The sequence below is a fragment of the Streptomyces sp. NEAU-YJ-81 genome (assembly GCF_017592595.1).
Taxonomy (GTDB): domain Bacteria; phylum Actinomycetota; class Actinomycetes; order Streptomycetales; family Streptomycetaceae; genus Streptomyces; species Streptomyces hygroscopicus_B.
The window spans coordinates 83,221-107,451 of sequence record NZ_JAGFNO010000029.1 but is presented as its reverse complement, the minus strand read 5'-3'; the positions used below and the strand labels follow the sequence as shown (position 1 = coordinate 107,451).

20 protein-coding genes are annotated in these 24,231 nt (G+C 71.5%); 7 read left to right on the top strand and 13 right to left on the bottom strand.

Annotated elements, in window-relative coordinates; translation table 11 throughout:
• Positions 1 to 53: 53 nt before the first annotated feature.
• The 8 genes from J5X86_RS39970 to J5X86_RS39935 all read right to left on the bottom strand — a co-directional run bounded on the left by J5X86_RS39970 (position 54) and on the right by J5X86_RS39935 (position 8,278).
• The gene (locus J5X86_RS39970) at positions 54 to 863 is read right to left on the bottom strand and encodes an IclR family transcriptional regulator C-terminal domain-containing protein (RefSeq protein WP_308124860.1); all 810 of its coding nucleotides are present in this window, start codon (positions 861 to 863) and stop codon (positions 54 to 56) included.
• A 179-nt stretch (positions 864 to 1,042) separates the two neighbouring features.
• Complete coding sequence (locus J5X86_RS39965; RefSeq protein WP_308124859.1) at positions 1,043 to 1,876, bottom strand: ABC transporter ATP-binding protein; 834 nt, start codon at positions 1,874 to 1,876, stop codon at positions 1,043 to 1,045.
• Positions 1,869 to 2,804 carry an ABC transporter permease gene (locus tag J5X86_RS39960; protein WP_208521545.1) on the bottom strand — a complete coding sequence of 312 codons (936 nt, stop codon included), beginning with the start codon at positions 2,802 to 2,804 and terminating at the stop codon, positions 1,869 to 1,871. Before J5X86_RS39960 ends, J5X86_RS39965 begins: the two co-directional genes overlap by 8 nt.
• Positions 2,805 to 2,883: 79 nt before the next feature.
• Positions 2,884 to 3,756 (bottom strand): glycosyltransferase family 2 protein, encoded by an 873-nt coding sequence (locus tag J5X86_RS39955; RefSeq protein WP_208521562.1) that lies wholly within the window; start codon positions 3,754 to 3,756, stop codon positions 2,884 to 2,886.
• 11 nt (positions 3,757 to 3,767) lie between these two features.
• Positions 3,768 to 4,559, bottom strand: a complete 792-nt coding sequence (locus tag J5X86_RS39950; protein ID WP_208521544.1) for a CDP-alcohol phosphatidyltransferase family protein — start codon at positions 4,557 to 4,559, stop codon at positions 3,768 to 3,770.
• The gene (locus J5X86_RS39945) at positions 4,525 to 5,598 is read right to left on the bottom strand and encodes an iron-containing alcohol dehydrogenase family protein (RefSeq protein ID WP_078640025.1); all 1,074 of its coding nucleotides are present in this window, start codon (positions 5,596 to 5,598) and stop codon (positions 4,525 to 4,527) included. The genes J5X86_RS39950 and J5X86_RS39945 overlap by 35 nt, the downstream gene beginning before the upstream one ends.
• Positions 5,586 to 6,338, bottom strand: a complete 753-nt coding sequence (locus tag J5X86_RS39940) for a sugar phosphate nucleotidyltransferase (RefSeq protein ID WP_208521543.1) — start codon at positions 6,336 to 6,338, stop codon at positions 5,586 to 5,588. The genes J5X86_RS39945 and J5X86_RS39940 overlap by 13 nt, the downstream gene beginning before the upstream one ends.
• Entirely contained in the window at positions 6,335 to 8,278 is a 1,944-nt protein-coding gene (locus J5X86_RS39935; protein ID WP_208521542.1) for a DUF5941 domain-containing protein, read from the bottom strand. Before J5X86_RS39935 ends, J5X86_RS39940 begins: the two co-directional genes overlap by 4 nt.
• A 346-nt stretch (positions 8,279 to 8,624) precedes the next feature.
• On the opposite strand from J5X86_RS39935, the gene galE reads away from it, so the two are divergent.
• From galE to idi, 3 genes are all read left to right on the top strand, one after another.
• A complete protein-coding gene (galE, locus tag J5X86_RS39930) occupies positions 8,625 to 9,611 on the top strand; it encodes a UDP-glucose 4-epimerase GalE (RefSeq protein ID WP_208521541.1) in 987 nt (328 codons plus the stop codon).
• Positions 9,612 to 9,821: 210 nt separating this feature from the next.
• Positions 9,822 to 10,745: a cation diffusion facilitator family transporter gene (locus J5X86_RS39925; protein WP_208521540.1), complete on the top strand. Its 924-nt coding sequence runs from the start codon at positions 9,822 to 9,824 to the stop codon at positions 10,743 to 10,745.
• A gap of 64 nt (positions 10,746 to 10,809) precedes the next feature.
• Positions 10,810 to 11,421, top strand: a complete 612-nt coding sequence (gene idi, locus J5X86_RS39920) for an isopentenyl-diphosphate Delta-isomerase (RefSeq protein WP_208521539.1) — start codon at positions 10,810 to 10,812, stop codon at positions 11,419 to 11,421.
• Here idi and J5X86_RS39915 read toward each other — a convergent pair.
• Positions 11,396 to 11,902 (bottom strand): ATP-binding protein, encoded by a 507-nt coding sequence (locus J5X86_RS39915; RefSeq protein WP_208521538.1) that lies wholly within the window; start codon positions 11,900 to 11,902, stop codon positions 11,396 to 11,398. The two genes, idi and J5X86_RS39915, sit on opposite strands and share 26 nt — an antisense overlap.
• Positions 11,903 to 12,198: 296 nt before the next feature.
• On the opposite strand from J5X86_RS39915, the gene J5X86_RS39910 reads away from it, so the two are divergent.
• The 4 genes from J5X86_RS39910 (at position 12,199) to J5X86_RS39895 (ending at position 16,982) form a co-directional block, all read left to right on the top strand.
• A complete protein-coding gene (locus tag J5X86_RS39910) occupies positions 12,199 to 12,957 on the top strand; it encodes an enoyl-CoA hydratase/isomerase family protein (RefSeq protein ID WP_208521537.1) in 759 nt (252 codons plus the stop codon).
• Between the two features lie 147 nt (positions 12,958 to 13,104).
• Positions 13,105 to 13,968: a hypothetical protein gene (locus tag J5X86_RS39905; RefSeq protein WP_208521536.1), complete on the top strand. Its 864-nt coding sequence runs from the start codon at positions 13,105 to 13,107 to the stop codon at positions 13,966 to 13,968.
• Positions 13,969 to 14,285: 317 nt separating this feature from the next.
• The gene (locus tag J5X86_RS39900) at positions 14,286 to 14,426 is read left to right on the top strand and encodes an LPFR motif small protein (protein ID WP_162953156.1); all 141 of its coding nucleotides are present in this window, start codon (positions 14,286 to 14,288) and stop codon (positions 14,424 to 14,426) included.
• Positions 14,427 to 14,567: 141 nt separating this feature from the next.
• Positions 14,568 to 16,982, top strand: coding sequence for a Tex family protein (locus tag J5X86_RS39895; RefSeq protein ID WP_208521535.1), 2,415 nt, complete (start codon positions 14,568 to 14,570; stop codon positions 16,980 to 16,982).
• A 552-nt stretch (positions 16,983 to 17,534) separates the two neighbouring features.
• Here J5X86_RS39895 and J5X86_RS39890 read toward each other — a convergent pair.
• The 4 genes from J5X86_RS39890 to J5X86_RS39875 form a co-directional block, all read right to left on the bottom strand.
• Positions 17,535 to 18,578 (bottom strand): oxidoreductase, encoded by a 1,044-nt coding sequence (locus tag J5X86_RS39890; RefSeq protein WP_208521534.1) that lies wholly within the window; start codon positions 18,576 to 18,578, stop codon positions 17,535 to 17,537.
• Positions 18,579 to 18,778: 200 nt separating this feature from the next.
• Positions 18,779 to 20,521 (bottom strand): BCCT family transporter, encoded by a 1,743-nt coding sequence (locus tag J5X86_RS39885; RefSeq protein ID WP_208521561.1) that lies wholly within the window; start codon positions 20,519 to 20,521, stop codon positions 18,779 to 18,781.
• A gap of 168 nt (positions 20,522 to 20,689) precedes the next feature.
• A complete protein-coding gene (locus tag J5X86_RS39880; RefSeq protein ID WP_208521533.1) occupies positions 20,690 to 22,012 on the bottom strand; it encodes a M14 family metallocarboxypeptidase in 1,323 nt (440 codons plus the stop codon).
• Positions 22,013 to 22,137: 125 nt separating this feature from the next.
• Positions 22,138 to 24,177: a Xaa-Pro dipeptidyl-peptidase gene (locus J5X86_RS39875; RefSeq protein WP_308124858.1), complete on the bottom strand. Its 2,040-nt coding sequence runs from the start codon at positions 24,175 to 24,177 to the stop codon at positions 22,138 to 22,140.
• Positions 24,178 to 24,231: the final 54 nt, after the last annotated feature.

Below are 24,231 nucleotides of genomic sequence, written 5' to 3'. Positions count from 1 at the left end.
GGGCTGGTGAAGCGGGGGGAATGCGCTTCACGTTTACTCGTGTTACCGTAAATTTACTTCAGTCTCGAATCATTTTCATCCGACTCGGCCGGATGGCCACGCCCCAGATCGGCCAGCGCCGCCGCCGCCTGCTCCACCGCCCCGATGACGGTCACCGGACACCGCGTCATGACCTGTTTGGGCTTCATCACCAGCACCGAGCCCATCACCAGCCCGTCCCAAGTGACCGGCGCCGCACACTCGTTCCACCCCGCCGCGCACTCCTCATGACCCAGCGCGTAGCCCCGCGCCCTGATCCGGTCCAGCGAGGCGAGAAGCCGCACATCGTCCCGGAACGCCCCGGGGCCGGCCTCGGCGGGCACCGGCCGGTCCAGCACCTCCGACTGGATCGTCTCCGGCAGATACGCCAGGATCGCCCGCCCCGCGGCGCCCACCCGCAGCGAGTGCTCGACGGTCTGCACCGCACGGGGCGTCATCCCCAGCTCCGTCAGATCGGAGTCGCCCACGGCCATATCGGCGCACTGCCGGTGGGCGCCGCCGAACGGCGCCAGCAGGTAGAGGAAGGCCAGCCCCCCGGTGGCCCGGCGCAGCGCCTCCAGCAGGGCATGGGCGGCGTCCGGCGCGGGCGAGTGGGCCAGCGCCTTCAGACCGAGCTGCGGGGCCGCCGAGCCCAGCCGGTACAGCCCCCGGCCCTCGCGGACGAAGATGCCCTGGTGCACCCCGGACTGCAGAATCCGGTAGACGGTCGAATCGTCCAGCTCCGCCGCTCTGGCCAGCGCCCCGGGCCCATGGGCCCGTCCGCCGAGCTGGGTGAAGGCCCGCTGCACGCGGAACACCCTCTCGGCATGGCTGCTTCCGCCCACGGCCCCATTCTTGGCCACCCCGTCAGCCCCCCGTGCAGATTCCCCCGTTGCCCTGCCCAACGTGCCATGCTTCCCTACCCATTCCCCATCCGGGTACCTGGTCCGCTAGTGGACAACAAGGCCCCGCCGGGTTGCCCGGCGGGGCCTGATAGCTTATGGAGTTGGCGTTCGCGGAGCGGCTACTTGCCGGTCTCCTTCTCGTACGCCTTGATGACCTCGTCGGTCGGGCCGTCCATCAGCAGCTCACCCTTCTCCAGCCACAGCACCCGGTCACAGGTGTCCCGGATCGACTTGTTGTTGTGGCTGACGAGGAAGACCGTGCCGGCCTCCTGGCGGAGCTCGCGGATACGGGCCTCGGAGCGCTTCTGGAACTTCCTGTCGCCGGTGGCCAGCGCCTCGTCGATCATCAGCACGTCGTGGTCCTTGGCCGCGGCGATGGAGAAGCGCAGCCGGGCCGCCATACCGGAGGAGTACGTGCGCATCGGCAGGGTGATGAAGTCACCCTTCTCATTGATGCCCGAGAAGTCCACGATGCCCTGGTAGCGCTCCCGGACCTGCTCACGCGACATGCCCATGGCCAGACCACCGAGGATGACGTTCCGCTCACCGGTGAGGTCGTTCATCAGCGCCGCGTTCACACCGAGCAGCGACGGCTGGCCGTTGGTGTAGACCTTGCCGCGCTCGGTGGGCAGCAGCCCCGCGACGGCCTTGAGCAGGGTCGACTTACCGGAGCCATTGGACCCGATCAGACCGATCGACTCGCCCTTGTACGCCACGAAGGTGACCCCGCGCACGGCGTGCACCTCACGCATACCCGGGGCGTTCTTCCGGCCGAGCAAGCGGCTGAGGGCCGCGGTGGCGCTGCCCTTCCCCTTGGGGCCGCCGTTGACCCGGTAGACGATGTGGACGTCGTCGGCGATGACGGTCGGCACCCGCGACGGTACGGGAGCCGCCTGGGCGGTCTGCTCCGCCTTGGCAGCCTCGGCAGTCTTGTCCAGGATTTGCTCAGCCACGGCCGTACTGCTCCTCTGCCTTCCAGAAGTACACGAATCCCCCGGCGCCCAGCAGCACCGCCCACCCCACTGCCAGCGCCCAGACATGCGGCGGCAGGCTCGACGAGGGGTAGTCGCTGATCAGGGCGTACCGCATCAGGTCCATGTAGACCGCCGCCGGGTTGGCCAGCAGAAGGTCGGAGACCCAGGAGTGCGCCCCCGCCTTCTGGAGCATGTGCTCCAGCGGATACATCACACCGGAGGCGTACATCCACGTACGCAGGATGAACGGCAGCAGCTGCGCCAGGTCGGGAGTCTTGGCCCCCATCCGGGCCAGGACCAGGGCCAGACCGGTGTTGAAGACGAACTGCAGCGCCAGGGCCGGGATGACCAGGATCCACGCGAAGGCCGGGAAGTGTCCGAAACCCAGCAACACGACGACCAGCACGATCATCGAGAAGAGCAGCTGCTGGAGCTGCTGAAGCGCGAACGAGATGGGGAGCGAGGCGCGCGGGAAGTGCAGGGCCCGCACCAGGCCCAGGTTCCCGGAGATGGCGCGCACCCCGGCCATCGCGGAGTTCTGCGAGAAAGTGAAGACGAACACACCCGTCACCAGGAACGGGATGTACATGTCGTTCGGCATACCGCCCCGGCCACCCAGCAGGAGGCCGAAGATGAAGAAGTACACCGCGGCGTTGAGCAGCGGGGTCACCACCTGCCACAGCTGGCCCAGCTTGGCCTGGCTGTACTGCGCGGTGAGCTTGGCCTGCGAAAAGGCCAGGATGAAGTGACGCCTGCCCCACATCTGGCGGATGTAATCGCCGAGGCCCACCCGGGCGCCGCTCACCGACAGCTCGTACTTCGCTGCCAGCTCGCCCGGGGACAGGCCGTCGTCGGCTGACGGCGGGGCACTCACGGCTACCGCACCGTCGTGCGTAGTCTCGCTCACAGTTGACACTTTCGTCTTCAGGGTGCGCTGAGCGGGGCCGCGCCCCGGGTCGCGCCCGATGCTCTTCGATACGAGCTTGTCAGATGACAGGAGGTCGGCCCAGTCGGGTCAGGCGCCATACCGTACGCCACTTCATGGGTCGGCGTGGACCACACGGTGTCTTCCAGCCCTCCCTGAAGCCCCCGAACCAGGCCCGAAGTGCGGTTTTCGACGGACGCCTGGCCAGCGTGAGCAGCAGCCAGACGCCCAGATAGACGGGCACGAGCAGCGCAGGAAGGTTACGCCGGGCCAGCCAGACCCGGTTGCGGGCCACCATCCGGTGGTAGACCGCGTGCCTGCTCGGTGCGGTGGTCGGATGGTGCAGCACCATGTCCGACCGGTAATCGATCATCCAGCCGGCGTCCAGCGCCCGCCAGGCCAGATCGGTCTCCTCATGCGCGTAGAAGAAGTCGTCCGGCAACCCTCCGACCTGCTGGAACACCGTGGTACGGACCGCGTTGGCCCCGCCCAGGAAGGTGGTCACCCGGGAGGACCGCAGCGGGTCGGAGGCGCGCAGCCGGGGCACATGGCGACGCTGGGTGACGCCGGTGTCGGGGTCGGCGATGCGGAACGAGATGATGCCCAGCTCCGGGTCGTCGGCGAACGCCTGGCGGCACAGCTCGGCCGTGTCGGTGCCCGGCAGCAGCCCGTCGTCGTCGAGGAAGAGCAGTACGTCGGCGTCCGAGCCGCCGGGTCCGAACGCCTCGATGCCGACATTGCGGCCCGCCGGGATGCCCACGTTCTCGGGCAGCTCGACGGTCCGTACGCCCTCGGGGAGCGCGGGCAGCGGCGAACCGTTGCCCACGACGACCACCTCGACCGGGTCGCCGTCCTGCTTGGCGACCGAGTCGAGGAGTTCGCGCAGCTCCTCGGGGCGATTGCCCATCGTGAGGACGACCGCTCCGACCTTCATGGCGCTCATGCTCACTTGAGCCTGCTCGACGCGAGGATGGACACGAGGTGAAGAAGGGTTTGCAGCAGGGCGATACCAGCCAGTACGGCAACGCCCAGCCGGGTGAAGAACAGATCCCCGCGCACCTGGTCCACGATCGCCAGCACGAGGATGAGCAGCGACGCCTCGACCCCGAGGACCAGCCGGTGGAACTGCAGCGCCGAGGCCGCCCTGCGGGCCAGCGCCACACCGGACGAGCGCGGCTCGGCGGCCGCCTCCTTGACCGGCGGCAGACCGCCCTGGTGCCGGGCGACCCCGACGAGGTCGGTCTCGGCCTTGATCAGAATGGCACCGAGCGCGGCGAGGGTGCCGAGGAACGCCCACAGCCAGTCGATCCGCCCGGAGCCCCACAGGTCGGCGGCGCGCAGACCGAAGCCGACGAGCACCGCGGCGTCGCACAGGTAGGCGCCGACCCGGTCCAGATACACACCGCTCAGCGAGAACTGCTTCTTCCAGCGGGCTATCTCGCCGTCGACGCAGTCCAGCAGCAGGTAGAGCTGGACCATCAACACCCCGAGCACGGCGCCCGCGATCCCCGGCACCAGCAGGGCCGGGGCGGCGAGGGCGCCGAAGACGGTCATCAGATACGTCAGCTGGTTGGGCGTGACCCGGGTGTTCACCAGGTGCCGGTCGCAGCGCAGCGAGATTTCCCGCATGTAGAGGCGCCCGGCCCAGTGCTCACCGCTCCGCCGGTCCTTGACCCCTGCGGGGTGGACGACCGGGCGGAGTTCAGCCACTGATGGCTTGACTGACTGCTTTGGCATAGTCGGCGTATGCGTCCCTGATCGCGTCGGTTGAGAGGTCGAGGTGCTCGAGGATCGTGTAGCGGCCGGGGCGCGTCTTCGGAGCGAACTCCACGACCTGGACGAACTCGTCCACGGTGAAGCCGATCTCCTCGGGCAGCACGGGCAGACCGTGCCGGTGCAGCACCTCGGCCATGTGCGCCGACTCCTCATGCGCCCCGCGCAGCCGCATCGCGAAGGCGGCGGCCAGGCCGCACTGCTCGCCATGGCTGGCGGCGCGCTTGGGGAAGAGGAGGTCGAAGGCGTGGTTGATCTCGTGGCAGGCACCGGAGGCCGGGCGGGAGTCCCCCGCGACCGACATGGAGATGCCGGTGAGTACCAGCCCCTCGGCCAGCACCTGGAGGAAGCCGTCGTCGCCGACCCCGCCGGGGTGGCGCAGCACGGCCTCGCCCGCCTGGCGCGCGATCGCGGCCGCGAGGCCGTCGATCTGCTCGCCGGTCTCGCGGTGGGACAGCTCCCAGTCGGCGACCGCGGAGATATTGGACAGGGCGTCGCCGATACCGGAGCGGACGAAGCGCACCGGCGCCTCACGGATCACATCGAGGTCGATGACCACCGCGATCGGGTTGGGCACCCCGTACGAGCCGCGTCCGGCGTCGTTGTCGAGGGTCGCGACCGGGGAGCACAGACCGTCGTGCGAGAGGTTGGTGGCGACGGCGACCAGCGGAAGGCCGATGCGCGCCGCGGCGAACTTCGCACAATCGATGATCTTTCCGCCGCCCAGCCCCACGACCGCGTCGTAGTGCCCCGACTTCATGGCGTCGGCGAGCTTGATCGCGTCATCCAGCGTGCCGCCGCCGACCTCGTACCAGCTCGCGCCCGGCAGCGCCGGTGACAGCCGCTCGCGCAGCAGGGCGCCGGAGCCGCCGCTGATGGCGATGGCCAGCTTGCCGGAGGCGGAGATCCGCTGGTCGGCGAGGACCCCCGCGAGATCGTCCAGGGCGCCCGCGCGGATGTCGACGACGAGCGGCGAGGGGATGAGCCTCGTCAGTACTGGCACGCGATGTCACGGCCCTTCGCCAGATCGTCGTGGTTGTCGATCTCGACCCACTTGACGTCGCCGATCGGGGCCACGTCGACCTTGAAGCCGCGGTTGACCAGCTCCTGGTAGCCGTCCTCGTAGTAGAGGTCGGGGTCGCGCTCGAAGGTGGCCTTCAGCGCGTCCGCGAGATCGGCGGCGGCCTCGCCCTCGATGAGGGTGACGCCGATGTACTCACCGGTCGCCTCGGCCGGGTCCATCAGCTTGGTGATCTTCTGGACGCCCTTGTCGGGGTCGGCGACGACCTTCATCTCCTCGTCGGCGAGCTGCTTGACCGTGTCCAGGGCCAGGATGATCTTCTGGCCGTTGCCGCGCGCGGCCAGCAGGGTCTTCTCGACGGAGACCGGGTGCACGGTGTCGCCGTTGGCGAGGATCACGGTGTGCTTGATCGCGTCACGGGCGCACCAGAGGGAGTAGGCGTTGTTCCACTCCTCGGCCTTGTCGTTGTCGATCAGCGTGAGCTTGAGGCCGTACTTCTGCTCCAGGGCCTCCTTGCGCTCGTACACGGCCTCCTTGCGGTAGCCGACGACGATGGCGACCTCGGTCAGACCGATCTCCGCGAAGTTGCCGAGGGTCAGGTCCAGGACGGTGGGCTCGCCTTCCTTCCCCTCGGGTCCCACTGGCACCAGGGCCTTGGGAAGCGTGTCGGTGTAGGGGCGCAGACGCCGTCCGGCGCCGGCCGCGAGCACGAGGCCGATCATGCGGGTTCTCCTGTTTCGTCGTGTACGGCGGGTGCTCCTGAGGACACCCAGAAGCGGATGCTCTCGATGAGCACCGCCAGCGCGAGGACCGCCGCCAAAGCGGTCAACGCGATGGTGAAACCTTGGTTCTGGTGGTGCAGCAGGGCAGCGGCGGCCGTGACCACCACCGTCCGCCCCTCGTGCCCGCCGATCGCCCGCACCAGCCGGCGCGGGGGCGCCCCCGTGCCGCCGCGGATGCGGTACACCGTGTCGTAGTGATGGTAGGCGACCGCCGCAACCAGCCCGAAAGCAGCGGGCAAGGCGCCGTTCACCTCCGCGTAAGCCGCCAGAACCAGGATGGTCCCGTATTCGGCGGCGCGGAAGAGCGGCGGCACCAGCCAGTCGAGGGGGCCCTTGAGGGGCGCGGCGACGGCGACGCCCGCGAGGACCGCGTAGAGCACGGCGCATCCGACGGGCACCCAGGAGCCGAAACCGGCGGCGGCGGTGCCGGCCAGGACGGCCGCGGCACCGAGGGCGGCCGAGAGCGGGGCGAGGTACGAACTCGCCTTGCGGGGGGCGGCCTTGGCGACCAGCTCGGCCAGCGGACCGGAGTCCGCGAGCTCGGCGAGGGCGTGGGCGGCCCGGTCCGTGCGCTTCGCGCGGCGGGTCAGCGAGCGCAGCACCCGGCCGGAGGTGGTGTAGCAGGCGGCCAGCGCACAGCCGATGAGCAGCACATAGAAGGTGATACGGGGCGTGGTGACCGCCGTCAGCACGGCGATCATCGCCCAGCGCTCACCGATCGGCAGCACGATCATGCGGCGCACCCAGACCGTCCAGCCGACGCTGTCGAGGCGGCCGGAGAGGGCGGCGGTGGGGCTGGTGTTGCCGGTGGCGTCGTGGTTGGCCTCGTTGAAGGCGAAGTCCACGACATGGCGGCAGGTCTGGAGCACCATCGCGCCGAGCGCGAGCGCCCATACATCGTCACCACCGCCGTCGGCGCGGGCGGCGCCGAGGGCGAGGCCCGCGTAGTAGGCGTACTCCTTGGCCCGGTCGAAGGTGGCGTCCAGCCAGGCGCCGAGCGTGGAGTACTGCAGCGAGTAGCGGGCCAGCTGTCCGTCGGTGCAGTCGAGCACGAACGAGGCGATCAGCAGCACACCGGCCGAGACGAACCCGGGCCGGGTGCCGGTGGCGGCGCAGGCCGCCGCGATCAGGGCGGTGAGGAGGGAGGCGGTGGTGACCTGATTGGGGGTCAGCCCGCGCCGGGCGCACCAGCGGGCGATGTAGCGCGAGTACGGGCTGATGCAGTAGGTCGTGAAGAAGCCGTCCCGCGCCTTCACGGCGGACCGCAGCCGCACCCGCTCGTCGTCCACCGCGGCCACCGCGTCGCGCGCCGCGGCCCGCGCCTCGGCGTCCGCGGGTACGTCGGCCACGAGCACACCGAGCTCGGGGCGGTGGACGGTGACGCCTTCGGCGTCGAGGGCGGCGGCGAGGTCGTCCACACGGGAGTGGGCGGCGGTGACACCGTCGGCGGTGGGCGCGTCGGCGACGCGGTCCGGCGCGGCCGTCCCGACAGCACCGGCGGTGGCGGCCCCGGCGGCGCCGCGCGCGCTTGCGTCCGTCTCGGCCACCTCCGTGGCGCCGACGCGGACCGCCTGGCCCGGGTTGCCGACGGCGGGTACGGCGCCCGTGCCCGGCGCGGCGGCGGGCGCCCCACTGCCATGCCCCAGGGTCCGCGCCGTGGCGGCCGTAGCCGTCACCGCGCGGACCAGCGCCGTACGAGCCTCCGGCTGGACGCTGAGCGCGCCACGCACCGCGGCCGCGGTGAAGCGGGGGTCGGTGAGGGCCAGCCGCAGGGCATGGACATGGCCGACGAAGCGGGGGTCCACGAGGGCCACCCGCTCATGCGCCGGGACGGTGGTGAGCTCCGCCGTGACCGCGGCGGCGTCGGTCGCCGTACGCACGTCGAAGCCCAGCGATCGCAGGCCGTCCTCGAGGGACGAGCCGGCGACCGGCGCACCGGTGAGAATCGCGGTCGACAGACGAACTCACTCCTTGGCAGCTGACATGGTGGCCGCGCCGCTGATGGCACTGGCCTGGGCCCTCCGGGCCATGGGCATCGCACGCCCTCACCCCGCGGGGCCGGCGGCACGTCCGGCAGAGGCTATCGGATGGATGGAAGCCGCCGTTCACCGCGCATTCACCACACGATCGGGGGAACGACCACTTCCGCGTGCCGCGGATCATCATGGTGGATGGCTGCTGTCCTCCACAAACGGCGACCGCCCCGCCACGGATAGGGTGCGGGGCATGACATGGCTGATCACAGGTGGTGCCGGATATATCGGGTCGCATGTCGTGCGGGCCATGGCCGAGGCGGGCGAGTCCGTGGCCGTGCTCGACGACCTGTCCAGCGGGGTCCGGGCGCGGCTGCCCGAGGACGTACCGCTGGTGAGCGGCTCCATCCTGGACCGTGAGCTGCTGGACCGCACCCTCGCCGACCTGCGGGTGACCGGTGTGGTGCATCTCGCGGCGAAGAAGCAGGTCGGGGAGTCCGTGGAGCAGCCGCTGCGCTACTACCGCGAGAATGTGCACGGGCTCACGGTGCTGCTGGAGGCGGCGGTCGCGGCCGGGGTCAGCCGCTTCCTCTTCTCCTCCTCCGCGGCCGTCTACGGCATGCCCGATGTGGAACTCGTCACCGAGGACACCCCGTGCCTGCCGATCAATCCGTACGGGGAGACCAAGCTGGCCGGAGAATGGCTGGTCAGAGCGACGGGCGCGGCCCACTCCCTCTCCACGGCCTGTCTGCGCTACTTCAATGTGGCGGGTGCCACGCGCCCCGAGCTGGCCGACACCGGAGTGTTCAACATCATCCCGATGATGTTCGAGCGGATCACCGAGGGAGAGCCGCCCCGGATCTTCGGTGAGGACTACGACACCCCCGACGGCACCTGTGTCCGCGACTACATCCATGTCGAGGATCTGGCCTCGGCCCATCTGGCCGTGGCCCGCCGGCTGGCCACGCAGCGGGCGCCGGGCGATCTCACGGTGAACATCGGCACCGGTCAGGGCGTCTCGGTGCGTGAGATGTCCGATCTGATCGGGGAGGTCACCGGCCGCCCGGAGCTCACCCCCGTGGTCGGGCCGCGCCGGGCGGGCGATCCGGCCCGGGTCGTCGGATCCACCGAACTGATCGCCAAGGAGCTGGGCTGGAGCGCCCGGCACGATGTGCGCGCGATGGTGGAGTCGGCCTGGGAGGGCTGGTGCCTGCACCACCCCGGGGCCCGACGCGGCTGACGGGGCACCGGCGGCGCTGACCGGACTCTGGAGCGGCTGCCCGGGCACCGCCTCGGCCGACCACACCGGCGGCGCCGGCCGGGCGCTGGTGCCGCCGCTCGGGTGTCCGCCCGGCCGACCAGGCACCGGCGCGGCTGATCCGGCCGCGCCCGGCGCCGTTGTTCACTGGTGAGCAGGGGACCGCGCCGCCGGGAGGAGGGCCCTACGCACATGGGCGCAGGTCATGACCACGCGCGCGGCCACACCACCGCCGGCGCCGCCCACCGGTGGCGGCTGCGGATCGCCCTGGCCATCACGCTCACGGTGATGGCCGTGGAGATCATCGGCGGTCTGCTCGCCGGCTCCCTCGCCCTGCTCGCGGACGCCGGCCATATGGCGACGGACGCGCTCGGGCTCGCGATGGCGCTGCTGGCGATCCACTTCGCGGGCCGTCCCCCGAGCCCGCACCGCACCTACGGCTATGCCCGCGCCGAGATCCTGGCGGCCCTCGGCAACTGTCTGCTGCTGTTCGGCGTCGGCGGCTACATCCTCTCCGAGGCGGTGCTGCGGTTCCTCACCCCGGCCGCCACCGAGGGCGGGCTGACCATCGTCTTCGGCGCCGTCGGCCTGGCGGCGAACCTGGTGTCGCTGGCCCTGCTCAGGGGCGGCCAGCACACGAGCCTGAACGTCCGGGGCGCCTTCCTGGAGGTCGCGGCGGACGCGCTGGGCTCGGTCGCGGTGCTGGTGTCCGCCGGGATCATCCTCGCGACCGGCTGGCAGACGGCCGACCCCGTCGCCTCCCTGGTGATCGGCCTCATGATCGTCCCGCGGACGTACAAGCTGCTGCGCGAGACGCTGAACGTGCTCCTGGAGGCGGCGCCGCGAAATGTCGACATGGCGGCCGTACGCGCCCACATCCTGGGCCTGCCCGGGGTGGAGGGGCTGCACGATCTCCACGTGTGGACCATCACCTCGGGAATGCCGGTGCTCTCCGCGCATGTGGTGGTCGCCCCCGGGGCTCTGAACGCGATGGGCCACGAGCGGATGCTGCACGCCTTGCAGGGATGTCTGGGGGAGCACTTCGACGTCGGGCACTGCACGTTCCAGCTCGAACCGGGTGGGCATGCTGATCACGAAGCCAAGCTGTGCCACTGACACAGACAGGGGGCACATGTGCGGCAGACTTGGATGTTCACGAGTCGGAACTATGAGGATGGTCATGCCGATCACACCTGCCAACGGCGCCTCCGCCGAGACCGCCGCGCCCTCCGCGCCGAGCGGTTCCGCAGACCCGATCATGCTCGAGCTGGTCGACGAGGACGGTACGACGATCGGCACCGCGGAGAAGCTCTCCGCGCATCTCGCGCCCGGCAGGCTGCACCGGGCGTTCTCCGTCTTCCTCTTCGACGACCGGGGGCGGCTGCTGCTGCAGCGCCGTGCGCTGGGCAAATACCACTCCCCCGGGGTCTGGTCCAACACCTGCTGCGGCCACCCCTACCCCGGTGAGCCGCCGTTCGTGGCCGCCGCCCGGCGCACCGGTGAGGAGCTGGGCGTGGCGCCCGCGCTGCTGCGGGAGGCAGGCACCGTCCGCTACAACCACCCCGACCCCGCCTCGGGCCTGGTGGAGCAGGAGTACAACCACCTCTTCGCCGGGCTGGTGCGGGCGACCCCGCGCCCGGATCCCGAGGAGATCGGCGAGATCGCCTTCGTCACCCCGGATGAGCTGGCGAAGCTGCGCGACGAGGGACCGTTCTCGGCGTGGTTCATGACCGTGCTGGACGCGGCCCGCCCGGCGGTCCGGGAGCTCACCGGGACGGCGGCCGGCTGGTAGCCGCGCCGGGCAGCGGAAGGGCGGCCCAGACGATCTTGCCGCCGCTCGCCGTGTGGTCGACGTCGTAGACCCCGCCCGCCGCCTCCGTGATCGCCGTCACCAGCAGCAGTCCACGCCCGCCGGTCCCGCCCTGGTCCGCCATCAGCGCGACGGGCCGGTAGGGGTGGTTGTCCTCGACGGCGATCCGGACCCAGTCCCGGCTCAGGGAGACCTCGACGGCGAGCTCGGGGGAGAGCAGCGCGGCGTGCCGTACGGCGTTGGTGACCAGCTCGGAGACGATCAGAAGCAGACTCTCCACCAGTTCGTCATCGACCGGCACGCGCTGATGGGCCAGCAGATCGCGCACCGCGTGCCGGGCCTGGGGCACGGAGGAGTCCAGGGCCGGTGCGGTGAACCGCCACGTCCCCTCGTAGGCGACCGGTGGCGAGTGCGGGGGCGGGCCGTGTCCCGCTTCGGAGGGGACTCTCCCGAGGATCTCCATGTCCGATACCCACCCCTCGCCGTGCCCGACCACTCATACCGAGTGTTGAGAAGCTCTGGTACGGACCGATGGAGTACGCACAACTTGACGCTTATCGAGCGTTTTTGATCGTTGGCGTATGCCACGGTCACGCGCTCGACTGTTCCTGCTCGCCAGGGTTCCGACCATGGTGACTCTGCCGTGACCGGCCCGAATGCCCCGGCCCCGCCCCTGTCCCACCCCGGCCCCGCCCCGGCTCCGCTCCGGCCCGGATGCCGTCGAAGGCGCCCCCACGCGGTCCGGATACGATCCGGCACATGGAGCCCTGTCTGGAGCACGAGGTCGCCGACGGCATAGCGACCGTCGTCATCCGCCATCCCGCCAAGCGCAATGCGATGACCCCCGGGATGTGGCGCGCGCTGCCCCCGCTGCTGACCCGGCTCGCCGCCGACCCCGCCGTCCGGGCGCTGGTGCTCACCGGTGAGGGCGACACCTTCTGCGCGGGCGCCGACATCGGCTCGCTGAGCGCCACGTACGAGGAGTCCACCGGGCTCGCGCTGCCCGCCGAGGAGGCGCTGGCCGCCTTCCCCAAGCCGACCCTGGCCGCGGTGCGCGGCTACTGCGTGGGCGGCGGCTGCCAGCTCGCGGCCGCCTGCGATCTGCGGTTCGCCGAGGAGGACGCCCGCTTCGGGATCACCCCGGCCAAGCTGGGCATCGTCTACGCCCCCAGCTCGACCCGCCGGCTGGTCGAGCTGGTGGGACCGGCCACCGCCAAGTTCCTGCTGTTCTCGGGCGAGCTGATCGACGCCGAACGGGCGCTGCGCACCGGGCTGGTGGACGAGGTGCTGCCTTCGGGCGCACTCGACAAGCGGGTGGCGGAGTTCACGCGGTCGCTGGTCTCCCGGTCACAGCTCACCCAGGCGGCGGCCAAGGAGTTCGCGGCCGAGCCCGTCGAGCCGGACCGGGCAGCGTACTGGCGGGAACAGGCGCGGCACAGCGAGGAGGCCGGCGAGGGCATCGCCGCCTTCCTCGAACGCCGCACCCCGCGCTTCCGCTGGGCCCCACCGGCCGGATGACCGCGGCCGGAAGATGGCCGGATCGAGCGGGCTGATGGGGTTTGGAGGGGATCGCGACGGCGTAAGGGTGGCCGGATCCCGCGGGCCCGATGGATCTTGGGGATACCCGGGCTGTCGGGGGTCACTACCTGTCGGTAGCGTGCGGCCATGACCACACTTCCCGAGCTTGCCGCCCGTCGCTGTTACAGCGTCGTCAACCCGCTCCACTCCGCCATCTACTTCGCCCCCGACTTCGGCCAGGAGCTTGCCAAGCTGGGCCTGGAGGACAGTGCGGCCGCCTACTTCGTCGGGCGGGCGGCGCCGATGGGCCGGGCGGGCGCGGGCACCATCACCGCGACCTTCTTCAATTTCAGCCATGACCTGATCGCCCGCCACATTCCGGCCGCGTGGGACGTGGTCTCCCCCGAGGCCGCCCTTGAGGCCCGGCTGCGGGCCGCCGACTCGGTGCTGCGGCGGGTGCTGGGCGAGGACGTCATCGCCTCCAAGGAAATGACCGAGGCCGCGGAGCTGGCGCTGCGCGCCACGGAGGCGTGTTCACGCCCGGCGCGCCCCCTGTACGCCGCCCACGCCGATCTGCCCGTCCCGGACGCCCCCCATCTGGCGCTGTGGCACGCCGCCTCGCTGCTGCGCGAACACCGCGGCGACGGCCATCTGATGACCCTGGTCAGCGCCGAGCTCGACGCGGTCGAGGCGCTGGCCTCCCACACCGCGACCGGGCAGGGCATGTCCACCAAGTGGATCCTGCGGACCCGCGGCTGGAGCGCCGAGGAGTGGGAGGCGGGCCGGCAGCGGCTGCGCGACCGGGGAGTGCTCAACGCCGACAACGAGCTGACGGAGGCCGGTGAGCGGCTGCGCCAGCACCTCGAGAAGGAGACCGACCGCCTGGACGCGGCGCCGTACGAGCACCTGGGCGCCGAGGGCGTGGCCCGGCTGACCGAGCTGGCCACCGCCTTCTCCACCACCGCCCGCGAGAACGGCGCCTTCCCGGCGGACCTCCGCGGCAAGAGCTGACGGTCGGCCGACGGGCCGCCGACGGGCCCGCCACGCGCCCGTGCCGCGCCCCCAGGGGGCCTTCCCAAAAGGCCATTCAGGGGAGGCGCGGCACGGGCGCGACCCGTCCGGCCATCGGCCCGGCACGGGACCGCCCGTACCGGGCGGAGTTTGGCGGGAGCACATCGGGATACCCGCTTGTCGTGCGCGATCGGCCGTCTGACAACCGGGCGCCCACACCGCGCGCCGCGTACGCCGGCACCAGCCCGTGCGCCGCGTAGCGAACGGTGCCCGGCGGCCGCCGCCGAGCCGCCACCGACCGACAGGAGGTATCCACCGTGTTCCGTGCCATCGCCGACGTGCTCCGTGCCATCGGTGCCGCCATCGCGACCGTGGTGACGCTCCCCTTCCGCGCCCTGGCCCGCCTTTTCGGCGGTGCCTCCGACGTGGCGAGCGGGCCGCGCCGCAGGCGGGTGTGATGACCGTTTCCGGCTGATACCGGTGTCCGCCCGATCCGTATCCCGACCCTCCCGGCCCGCCGAAAGCGTCGGCCGCGACCGCTTCGTCAGTGCCACCTGCCACAATGCAGGAGCAGTGCATACCGAAAGCGGAGCGTGATCGTGACGACGTCCATCGAAGGCAGGATCGCCGAGGAACTCGGCGTACGGGAACGGCAGGTCAAGGCCGCCGTCGAGCTGCTCGACGGCGGCTCCACCGTGCCGTTCATCGCGCGCTACCGCAAGGAAGCGACGGAAATGCTCGACGACGCGCAGCTTCGCTCCCTGGAGGAGCGGCTGCGCTATCTGCGGGAGCTGGAGGAGCGGCGCGCCGCGATCCTCGAGTCGATCCGCTCCCAGGGCAAGCTGGACGAGGCACTGGAGGCGCAGATCCTCGCCGCGGACTCCAAGGCCCGGCTGGAGGACATCTACCTCCCCTACAAGCCCAAGCGGCGTACGAAGGCGCAGATCGCCCGCGAGGCCGGGCTGGAGCCGCTCGCGGACGGGCTGCTGGGCGACCCGACCGTGGAGCCCACGGCCGCCGCGGCGGCCTTCGTGGACGCCGAGAAGGGCGTCGCGGACGCCGCCGCCGCGCTGGACGGGGCGCGCGCCATCCTCACCGAGCGGTTCAGCGAGGACGCGGACCTCATCGGCGAGCTGCGTGAGCGGATGTGGGAGCGCGGCCGGGCGGCCACCAAGGTGCGCGAGGGCAAGGAGGAGGCGGGCGCCAAGTTCGCCGACTACTTCGACTTCGCCGAGCCGTTCACCGAGCTGCCCTCGCACCGGGTGCTGGCGATGTTCCGCGGGGAGAAGGAGGAGGTCCTCGACCTCACCCTGGAGCCGGAGGAGCCCTCCGAGGAGACCGGCCCCACCTCCTACGAGCGCTCCATCGCCCATCGCTTCGACATCGCGGACCGTGGCCGCCCCGGCGACAAGTGGCTGGCCGACACGGTGCGCTGGGCCTGGCGCACCCGCGTCCTGGTCCACCTCGGCATCGATCTGCGGCTGCGGCTGCGGCAGGCCGCCGAGGACGAGGCCGTCCGGGTCTTCGCCGCCAACCTCCGTGATCTGCTGCTCGCCGCCCCGGCGGGGACGCGCGCCACGATGGGCCTCGACCCCGGCTTCCGTACGGGGGTGAAGGTGGCCGTGGTCGACGCGACCGGCAAGGTGGCGGCCACGGACACGATCTATCCTCATGTCCCCCGCAACCAGTGGGACCAGGCCCTCGACAAGCTGGCCGGGCTGGCGCGTGAGCACAACGTGGAGCTCATCGCTATCGGCAACGGCACGGCGTCCCGCGAGACCGACAAGCTGGCGGGCGAGCTGTGCGGCAGGCATCCCGAGCTGAAGCTCACCAAGGTGATGGTCTCGGAGGCGGGCGCCTCGGTGTACTCGGCCTCCGCCTTCGCCTCACAGGAGCTGCCGGAGCTCGATGTCTCGCTGCGCGGCGCCGTCTCCATCGCGCGCCGGCTCCAGGATCCGCTGGCCGAGCTGGTCAAGATCGATCCGAAGTCGATCGGCGTCGGCCAGTACCAGCACGACCTGTCCGAGGTGAAGCTCTCCCGTTCCCTCGACGCGGTCGTCGAGGACTGTGTGAACGGTGTCGGGGTGGACGTCAACACGGCCTCCACCCCGCTGCTCAGCCGGGTCTCGGGCATCGGCACCGGCCTCGCGGAGAACATCGTCTCCCACCGCGACGCCAACGGCCCGTTCGTCAACCGTAAGGCGCTCAAGGACGTGGCCCGGCTTGGCCCCAAGGCGTATGAGCAGTGCGCGGGCTTCCTGCGCATCCGGGGCGGCGACGACCCGCTGGACGGGTCGAGCGTGCACCCCGAGGCGTATCCGGTGGTGCGCCGGATGGTCACCAAGGCGGGCGGCGACGTGTCCACCCTCATGGGGAACACGGCGGTGCTGCGGGACCTGCGGCCGGACGAGTTCGTGGACGACGCCTTCGGTCTGCCGACGGTCACCGACATCCTCAAGGAGCTGGAGAAGCCGGGCCGCGACCCGCGTCCCGCCTTCAAGACCGCGACCTTCAAGGAGGGCGTCGAGAAGATCGGCGACCTGTCGGCCGGGATGATCCTGGAAGGCGTCGTCACCAATGTCGCGGCGTTCGGGGCGTTCGTCGACGTCGGTGTGCACCAGGACGGCCTGGTGCACGTCTCCGCGATGTCCAAGACGTTCGTCAAGGATCCGCGGGATGTGGTCAAGCCCGGCGACATCGTCCGGGTGAAGGTCCTCGACATCGACATCCCGCGCAAGCGGATCTCGCTGACGCTCCGGCTCGACGACGAGGCGGGCGCCGCGTCCGGCGGCGGCCGGGACCGCAACCGCTCCGAGGACACCCGCGGCCAGCGCGGCGGGGGCCGTCGCGGCGCGCCCCAGCAGCGCCAGGGCGGTGCGCCTCAGCAGCGTCAGGGCGGCGGCGGTGGGCGCGGCCAGCGCGGCGGAGGCGGAGGCCGCGACGCGGCCCCGGTGAACGGCGCGATGGCCGACGCCCTCCGGCGGGCGGGCCTGCTCGACCCGAAGAAGCGCTAGCCCTCCGGGCAACACCCGGTTCGCCTCGGCCCGGCCTCGCCATGACGGCGAGGCCGGGCCGAGGCTGCTTTCCCCTACCCGCCCCTTCCCGGCTCCTGTCGATATGCGGCTCCGCCGCGCGTGGGGCTCCGCCCCGGACCCCGGTCCTCAATCGCCGGACGGGCTGAATAACAGCCCGTCCGGCGATTGAGGACACGCCCGAAGGGCGTCCGGCCAGGCCAGGGGGCGGTGGGCTGCCGATCGGGCTCCCCTGGGGCCCGTGGAGGTGCCCAAAGCGATCGCGCGAGTGCAGGCGCGGGCTGCCGCGTCAGGGGCCCGGCGCTCCTGCGCGGTCAGCCGGGTGGCGGCGGGGCGCGGGCCGTGCCAGGGGCCGGAGCGCCCACGCCGGTCGGGCCGGTCAGGGCGGGTGCGGCCCGCTCGCGGCGACGGCAGGCAGTGGGATGCGAGCCGGGCGAGGCCCTGGCGGGCGATTTCTCCAGCATCGCGGCGCCCGGGCGGGCGGGAGCCTCGGGGCGCCTGGTGAGAGCGCGTGGGGTCGGGCGCGCGGCGCCGCTACCGTTCCACGGGCGTGACCCGTACCGCATCGCTTGTGCGGGCCGTCAGGAAGGACCGGCCGCGGATGGCGCGGGGGTCCAGGGGGATGCGGTGGGTGCCCGGGTCCAGGACGGCGTCGAAGAGTTCGCGCGCATGGGGCCGGGACAGCCGGTCGAGGCGGTGGGCCATCAGCCTCACCCGGCAGGCGGACCCGACCTCGACCACCGCCTCGGCGCCGCCCGCCACCGCCGTCAGGCCGAGGAGGCGGCGGCGGTCGTGCGGGGTGCGGTCCAGGGCCTGTTCGACCTGGGCCACGAGCAGGGGGACGATCGGGGCGAGCGCGGTGACGCACACCGCGTCGGAGCGCGCCGCCGCGAAGGCGTCCCGGATCGCGTCACGCTCGCCCGGGCCCACCGTCGGGCCGAAGACCACCGCACCGTATTTGCGCAGCTCATCCGTGTGGGCGCCCACCGCGTCCAGGGTGATCTCGGCGCCGATGCCGATGTTGCGCAGCGCGGCGGCCAGCTTGGCGAGGACGGCGGCGCGCTGTCCGATCAGCAGCGCCCTCGGGCCCGTCGGGACCTCGGGCGCGGGCGCGCCGTCGGCGGTCAGCAGCCGCTTCAGCGCGGTCCGGTACTGCTCGCCGTGGAAGCGGTAGGGGCCGATGTCGTGGTAGCCGTCGCGCTCGACGTCCGGGGTGTCGCCGGTCTGCCAGACGAAGTCACGCCAGACGACGTCCGGGCCGTCCCGCTCGACGACGGCGGTGACGGCCCCGCACTCCAGCCCCTCGCACTCCGGGCAGCCGTAGATGACGCACCGGCTTCCCTCCAGCGGCGCCTCCGCCTCCAGCAGCAGCCTGCGCACCTGCTCGGCGAGGGCGGAGGGCCCGATGTCGGCGGCGAGCGGTGAGACCGCGTCGAGGTCGGCGAGGCGCGCCAGCAGGGGCCTGCCGTCCACCACGAAGTCCAGGAAGTCGCGGTGGGTTTGGTACGCGCCATCGGCCAGCACACCGCCCGCGCGCATCGCCGGCGCCAGCCCGAACGTCACGTACTCGGAGGTCATGCCCCAAGTATTCCCGTTACGGGGCGGTATCAGGGGGAAACCGGCGGTGCGCCGGGCAGCCCGGGTCGCCGCTTACGCCGTGGCGGACGCCATGACCCGTTGCCGGACCGACACAACGTGCGGATACGACGCGCCGCCCGGACCGATCGGGTCCGGGCGGCAGGTATCACAGCCGCGCCCTGCGGGGGCGGCCGGGGCGGCTAGCGGCTCTTGGCGGCGGAGGCCCGATCGCCCGATCCGTCCGCGCCGTCCCCGTCCCCGTCCTCGGACGAGGCGTCGGAGTCGGAGTCGGAGTCGGACGGGGTCGCCGGACCGATGCGGATCTCGAACTCGCCGTCGTACTTCTCATGACCGGCGATGACCGCCATCTCGACGGCCTCCTCGCCCCGCTCCCCCCGCACGATCAGCGGGTCGCGGCGCAGATCCTTCAGCAGCGCCCAGCACAACCCCACCATCACCAGCGTGAACGGCGCGGCCACCAGGATCGTCAGGTTCTGCAACCCGGTGAGGGCATCGCCCCCGCCACCGCCGATCAGCAGCATCACGGCCGCCACCGCGCCCGTGATCACGCCCCAGAAGATCACGACGAAGCGGGTCGGCTCGAAGGCGCCCTTCTGCGAGAGCGTGCCCATCACGATGGACGCCGCGTCGGCGCCGGAGACGAAGAAGATGCCGACCAGGACCATCACCAGCACGCTCATCACACCGGCGATCGGGTACTGGTCCAGCACTCCGAACAACTGCCCCTCGGGGGTGGATTCCTTCCCCAGCCGGCCCGCGGCCTGGAGCTTCATCGACGAGCCGCCGAAGATGGCGAACCAGAGCAGGCTGACGCTGCTCGGGACCAGGATCACACCGCCGACGAACTGCCGGATGGTGCGGCCGCGGCTGATCCGGGCGATGAACATGCCCACGAACGGCGTCCAGGAGATCCACCAGGCCCAGTAGAAGACCGTCCAGCTGCCCAGCCAGTCCGCGACCGACTTGCCGCCGGTGGCCTCGGTACGGCCCACCAACTGCGGCAGATCGCCGATGTACGAGCCGATCGAGGTCGGCAGCAGGTCGAGGATGATGATGGTCGGGCCGGCCACGAAGACGAAGACCGCGAGGAAGAGCGCCAGCACCATATTGATGTTGGACAGCCACTGGATGCCCTTGGCGACACCCGAGACGGCGGACGCGATGAAGGCGACGGTCAGGATCGCGATGACGGCGACCAGCAGCCCGGTGCCCACGTCGCTCTTCCAGCCCAGCACCTCGATACCACTGCCGATCTGCAGCGCGCCGAGGCCGAGCGATGCGGCGGAGCCGAAGAGCGTGGCGAAGATGGCCAGGATGTCGATGACCCGGCCGGCCCAGCCGTTGGCGTTCTTCGAGCCGATGAGCGGTGTGAAGACCGCGCTGATCGTCTGCCGGCGGCCACGGCGGAAGGTGCTGTACGCGATGGCCAGGCCGACGACCGCGTAGATGGCCCAGGGGTGCAGTGTCCAGTGGAAGAGCGTGGTGGACATCGCGGTCTGCATCTTCTCGGCCGCGCTGCTGGGGTCGGTCCCGGGCGGCGGGGAGACGAAGTGCGACAGCGGCTCACTCACGCCGTAGAACATCAGACCGATGCCCATGCCCGCGCTGAACATCATCGCGACCCATGAGACGGTGCGGAATTCGGGTTCCTCGCCCTCCTGTCCGAGGGTGATCTTGCCGTAGCGGCTCATGGCCAGCCAGAGGGCGAAGATCACAAATCCCGACGCGGCCAGGACGAAGGCCCATCCGCCGTTGTGTATGAGCCCGGAGAGCATGCTGTCCGAGACTCTTTCCAGGGTGTCGCTGGCAACGGACCCCCAGATGACGAAGGCCAGCGTGAGCGCGGCGGAAACGCCGAACACCACGCGGTCCGTCCGGGGGGCCGCATGGGGCCCGGTGGAGTCGGCGCCGGGAGTATCCACGGTGGCCGGGGGATCGCCGCCGACGTCCCCCGCGCTTGTACCTGTCTGCGGCACGCAAAAAACCTTTCACTGGGGGTTTGGCTGACGGATTTCCGGCTACCCAGGACTCTGAGATGCATGCCAACCGGCCACGGGGTCGGCATTTTAGTATGCCATCAATGCGTCATGTCAGCATTTGTCCACCGGCTGCCCGGCGGTGAGATGGTACGCGGCGCGGCCGTCCAGCAGCAGCGGCACGAGCGCGCGGGCCGACTGGCGCAGCGGTACGAAGGCACCTGCGTCGCCCTTGGCGGGCTTGACCGTCACCCCGTGCAGGGCCAGTTCGTCCCGCACCTCGCCGTATTGGGCGGCGTCCAGCCGGTAGCCGCACGGCGGATCCTGCAGAACCGTGCCCTCCTCCGGCGGTTCGTTGTCCGCGCCGCCGAGGTAGACCGGGCCCCGGTCCGCGTAGCCGGCCAGCCGCGCCGCCGTCGTGGCCGCCTCGATCCGGCCGCGCCGCTCGGTGATGAAGTCGAAGGCGCCGTTCAGGGCGGCCAGATGGGAGCCCACCCGGCGGCGGTTGTTGACCGCGGGGTCGGCCTTCTCGGCGTCGGTGAGCGGGTCGACCCGGGTCTCGACCAGCAGCCCTACGGAGTGCTTGACGCCCGCGGTGTTCCGCAGGATCCGCTCCTGTCCGTCGCCCGCCACCTGCTTGACCGGCTCCCCGGTCTCGGGGTCGGTCCAGATGCCGTAGACGCCGGTGGTGTGGCCCGCGGCCTCCACGCCGGGGCGCACATAGGTGTCCGACAGGGTCCGCGCCTCGTGGTGCACCGGGTCCTGGGTGTTGAGGTTGCGCGGCCACAGCGCCAGCAGGTCCTTGACGTAGTACGGGACGTTCGCGCCGTACTCATGCAGGTCGTAGACGGTGTCCGGGCGCCAGTCGCGGATGACGCCCGCCATCGCGCGGGACTCGGCGGTGGTGAGGGCGACATGGTCGCGGTTGATGTCCACGCCGTCGGAGTTGCCGCGGGTGTCGGCGGCGCGGCCGTCGGGGTTGGCGGTCGGGACGACGAGCACCTGGGTGCGCTCCAGGAAGCGTCGCGTCCGGCGGTCCTCGGCGTAGGCGAGGTCGCGGACGGTGGACAGACATGCCTCGCGGCCGGAGGGCTCGTCGCCGTGCTGGGAGCAGATCAGCAGCAGGACGTTGCCGCGTGCCGCTTTGCCCGGGTCGGCGGGTGCGGCCGGGGCGCCGATCCGCACCAGCCGCAGCGGCCGCCCCTGCGCGGTGGCGCCGATCCGGTCGACGGCCACGCGCGGGGCGGACTTGTCGACGGCCGCGAGGAAGTCCGCCTCCTCGGCCTGGGTGGTCCACCGTGCGCCATGGCTGATCTCGAACCCCGTACGCGGCGGACGCTGCTCGGCCCGCGCGGGCGCGCTGAGGAACGACCCGGTCAGCAGCGCACCGATCGCGCCGCAGGCGGCGCTGCGGATGAGGGGTGACCGCGAGAACACGAAGGACCTCCTGGGGTGAGAGGGATACGAGGGTGATGTCGGTGCCGGCGTCCTGCCACGGCCCGCCGCCGGTGGGTGCCGCGCCACCACTGGCTGTGGCGGCGCGGCACCCACCGGCGCGAGGCTCAGTCGAGGGTGGAGTGGGTGAACGTCGAAGTGGACGTCGGCGTGGACATGAACGGGAGCGGGGTGCGGTGCTGCGGGGCCCGTACGCCCTTCAGGGGCGGTGTGGCCGCCGTGCGCGAGGGAGCGGCCGAGGCCTTGGGGGCGCCGCCGACCAGCGGCAGGCGGGCCGAGGTGCGGGGCAGGTCAAGGGTCAGCCGCGGGGTGGTGGACGGCGGTTCGAGAAGGCCCGCGTCGGTGCCGGCGATGATCAGGCCGAGGCGGTGACCGGCCGGGACGACATGGTCGGTGGCCGCGAGGTCCAGGGTGATGGTGTACGCCTTGCCCGGGGTCAGCGGGCGGCCCTTGCCGTCGTCCGCGAAGTTGCCGAGATCGGCCCAGCCCCGGCTGAAGACCGTGTAATCCACGTCCTCCTTGTCGGCGGCGGTCTCCTTGAAGCAGGCGCTGTCGCCCGCCGTGCTGCTGCCCCAGCAGGTCCGCCGGTCGAGGGTGGTGATGCCCTCCCCGCTCGCCGTGTAGTTCCGGATGGTGGCCGGGCCGAGGTCGACCAGGACCGCGGAGAGGTGGGCGCTCGTGGTGGAGGGCGTGGCGGTGACGGTGACCGTGCCGGAGCCGGACAGCCGCAGGTCCTTCGTCAGCGCACCGGTGGTGAAGCCCGCCTTGCCGGGCGTCGAGGTGTCGATGGCCGCGGACCAGTCGGCCTCGCTCAGCGCGGGATCGTCGGTGAAGGTCTCCGTCGCGCCGGGCTCGGCCCGCTCGGTGCCGAGCACGCCCACTCCGGCCGTGGCGCCGCCGCGCGGACGCAACGTGGTCTGCCGGGTGCCGGACGGGGGCCAGACCCGGTCGGTGGACCACTGGTCGGGGGCGCGCTCGACATCGGCCATCGGCTCGCGCTCGATGCCGTTGTCGATACCGAGCAGGTAGTGGTCGAACCAGCGGTGCAGAGTGCGCACCCACTCTCCGCGCCGGAAGTCGAACGGGTCGACATGCCCGGTCTGCGAGAGCCAGATCTTGCGCTCGACGCCCGCGTCGGCGAGCGCGTTCCACCACTGTCCGAGGTGCTTGGTGCGGACGTTGAGGTCCTGCGCGCCGTGGACGGCGAAGACGCTGGCCCGCACCTTGTCCGCGGCCGGCACATAGTCGCGCTCGCTCCACAGACCGGTCCAGTCGCCGCTGCGCGGGGCGCCCTCGACGAGACGTTTCTGTACGGCGGCGCAGCGGGCGTGGGCGTCATCGCTCTCGACGGCGTCCGAGAGTCCGTCGGGGCCGGAGTCGTAGAGCGCGGCGCCCTTGGCGAAGTAGTAGTCGTACCAGGAGGAGATGGCGCCGATGGGCACGATGGTCTTGAGCCCCTTGACGCCGGTGGCGGCGACCCCGTTGGCGACGGTGCCGTCGTAGCTCTTGCCGATCATGCCGGTGGCGCCGTTGGACCAGTTCGCCTTGACCGGCTGCCCGCCGGTGCGGGTGGAGTACGCGGTGGCGCGGCCGTTCAGCCAGTCGACCACGGCCTTGGCGGACAGGATGTCGGAGCGGCCGCCGACGTCCACACAGCCGTCGGAGCGGTTGGTTCCGGCGAGGTCGACCAGGACGGTGGCGTAGCCGCGCGGTACGAAGTAGTTGTCGTAGAAGAGCGGGAAGAGGACCGGATTCCCGGCGGCGTCATAGGTCTTGGTCTGGCTCTCGTTGCCGCGTCCGCAGCAGGAGTAGTACGGGCTGGCGTCCATGATGACGGGGATGCGGCGGCCCTGCGCGGCGGGTTCGCGTGGCCGCACGATGTCGACGGCGACCCGGTCGGTCTCTCCGTCCGCGTCGCCGTCGATCGTGGTGTCCACCCATACGGATTCCCGGATGGCGTTCTCGTAGGAGTAGACGGGTCTGCTTTCGGATCTGCTGTCCGGTGCGCTCGGCGCGGCGGAAGCGGCGTGGGCGGCCGGGGCGCCGAGCGGTGGCAGCAGGGATATGGCGGCCGCGACCAGCGCGGTGACCGCCGACAGCACGAGCGTGGTCCAGGGGATGCGGGGTGTCCGCGTCTGTAGCAGCACGGGCCGGACGGTAGCGCGAGTCAACTCCCGTACAGAAGAGGGCGATACGTGTCG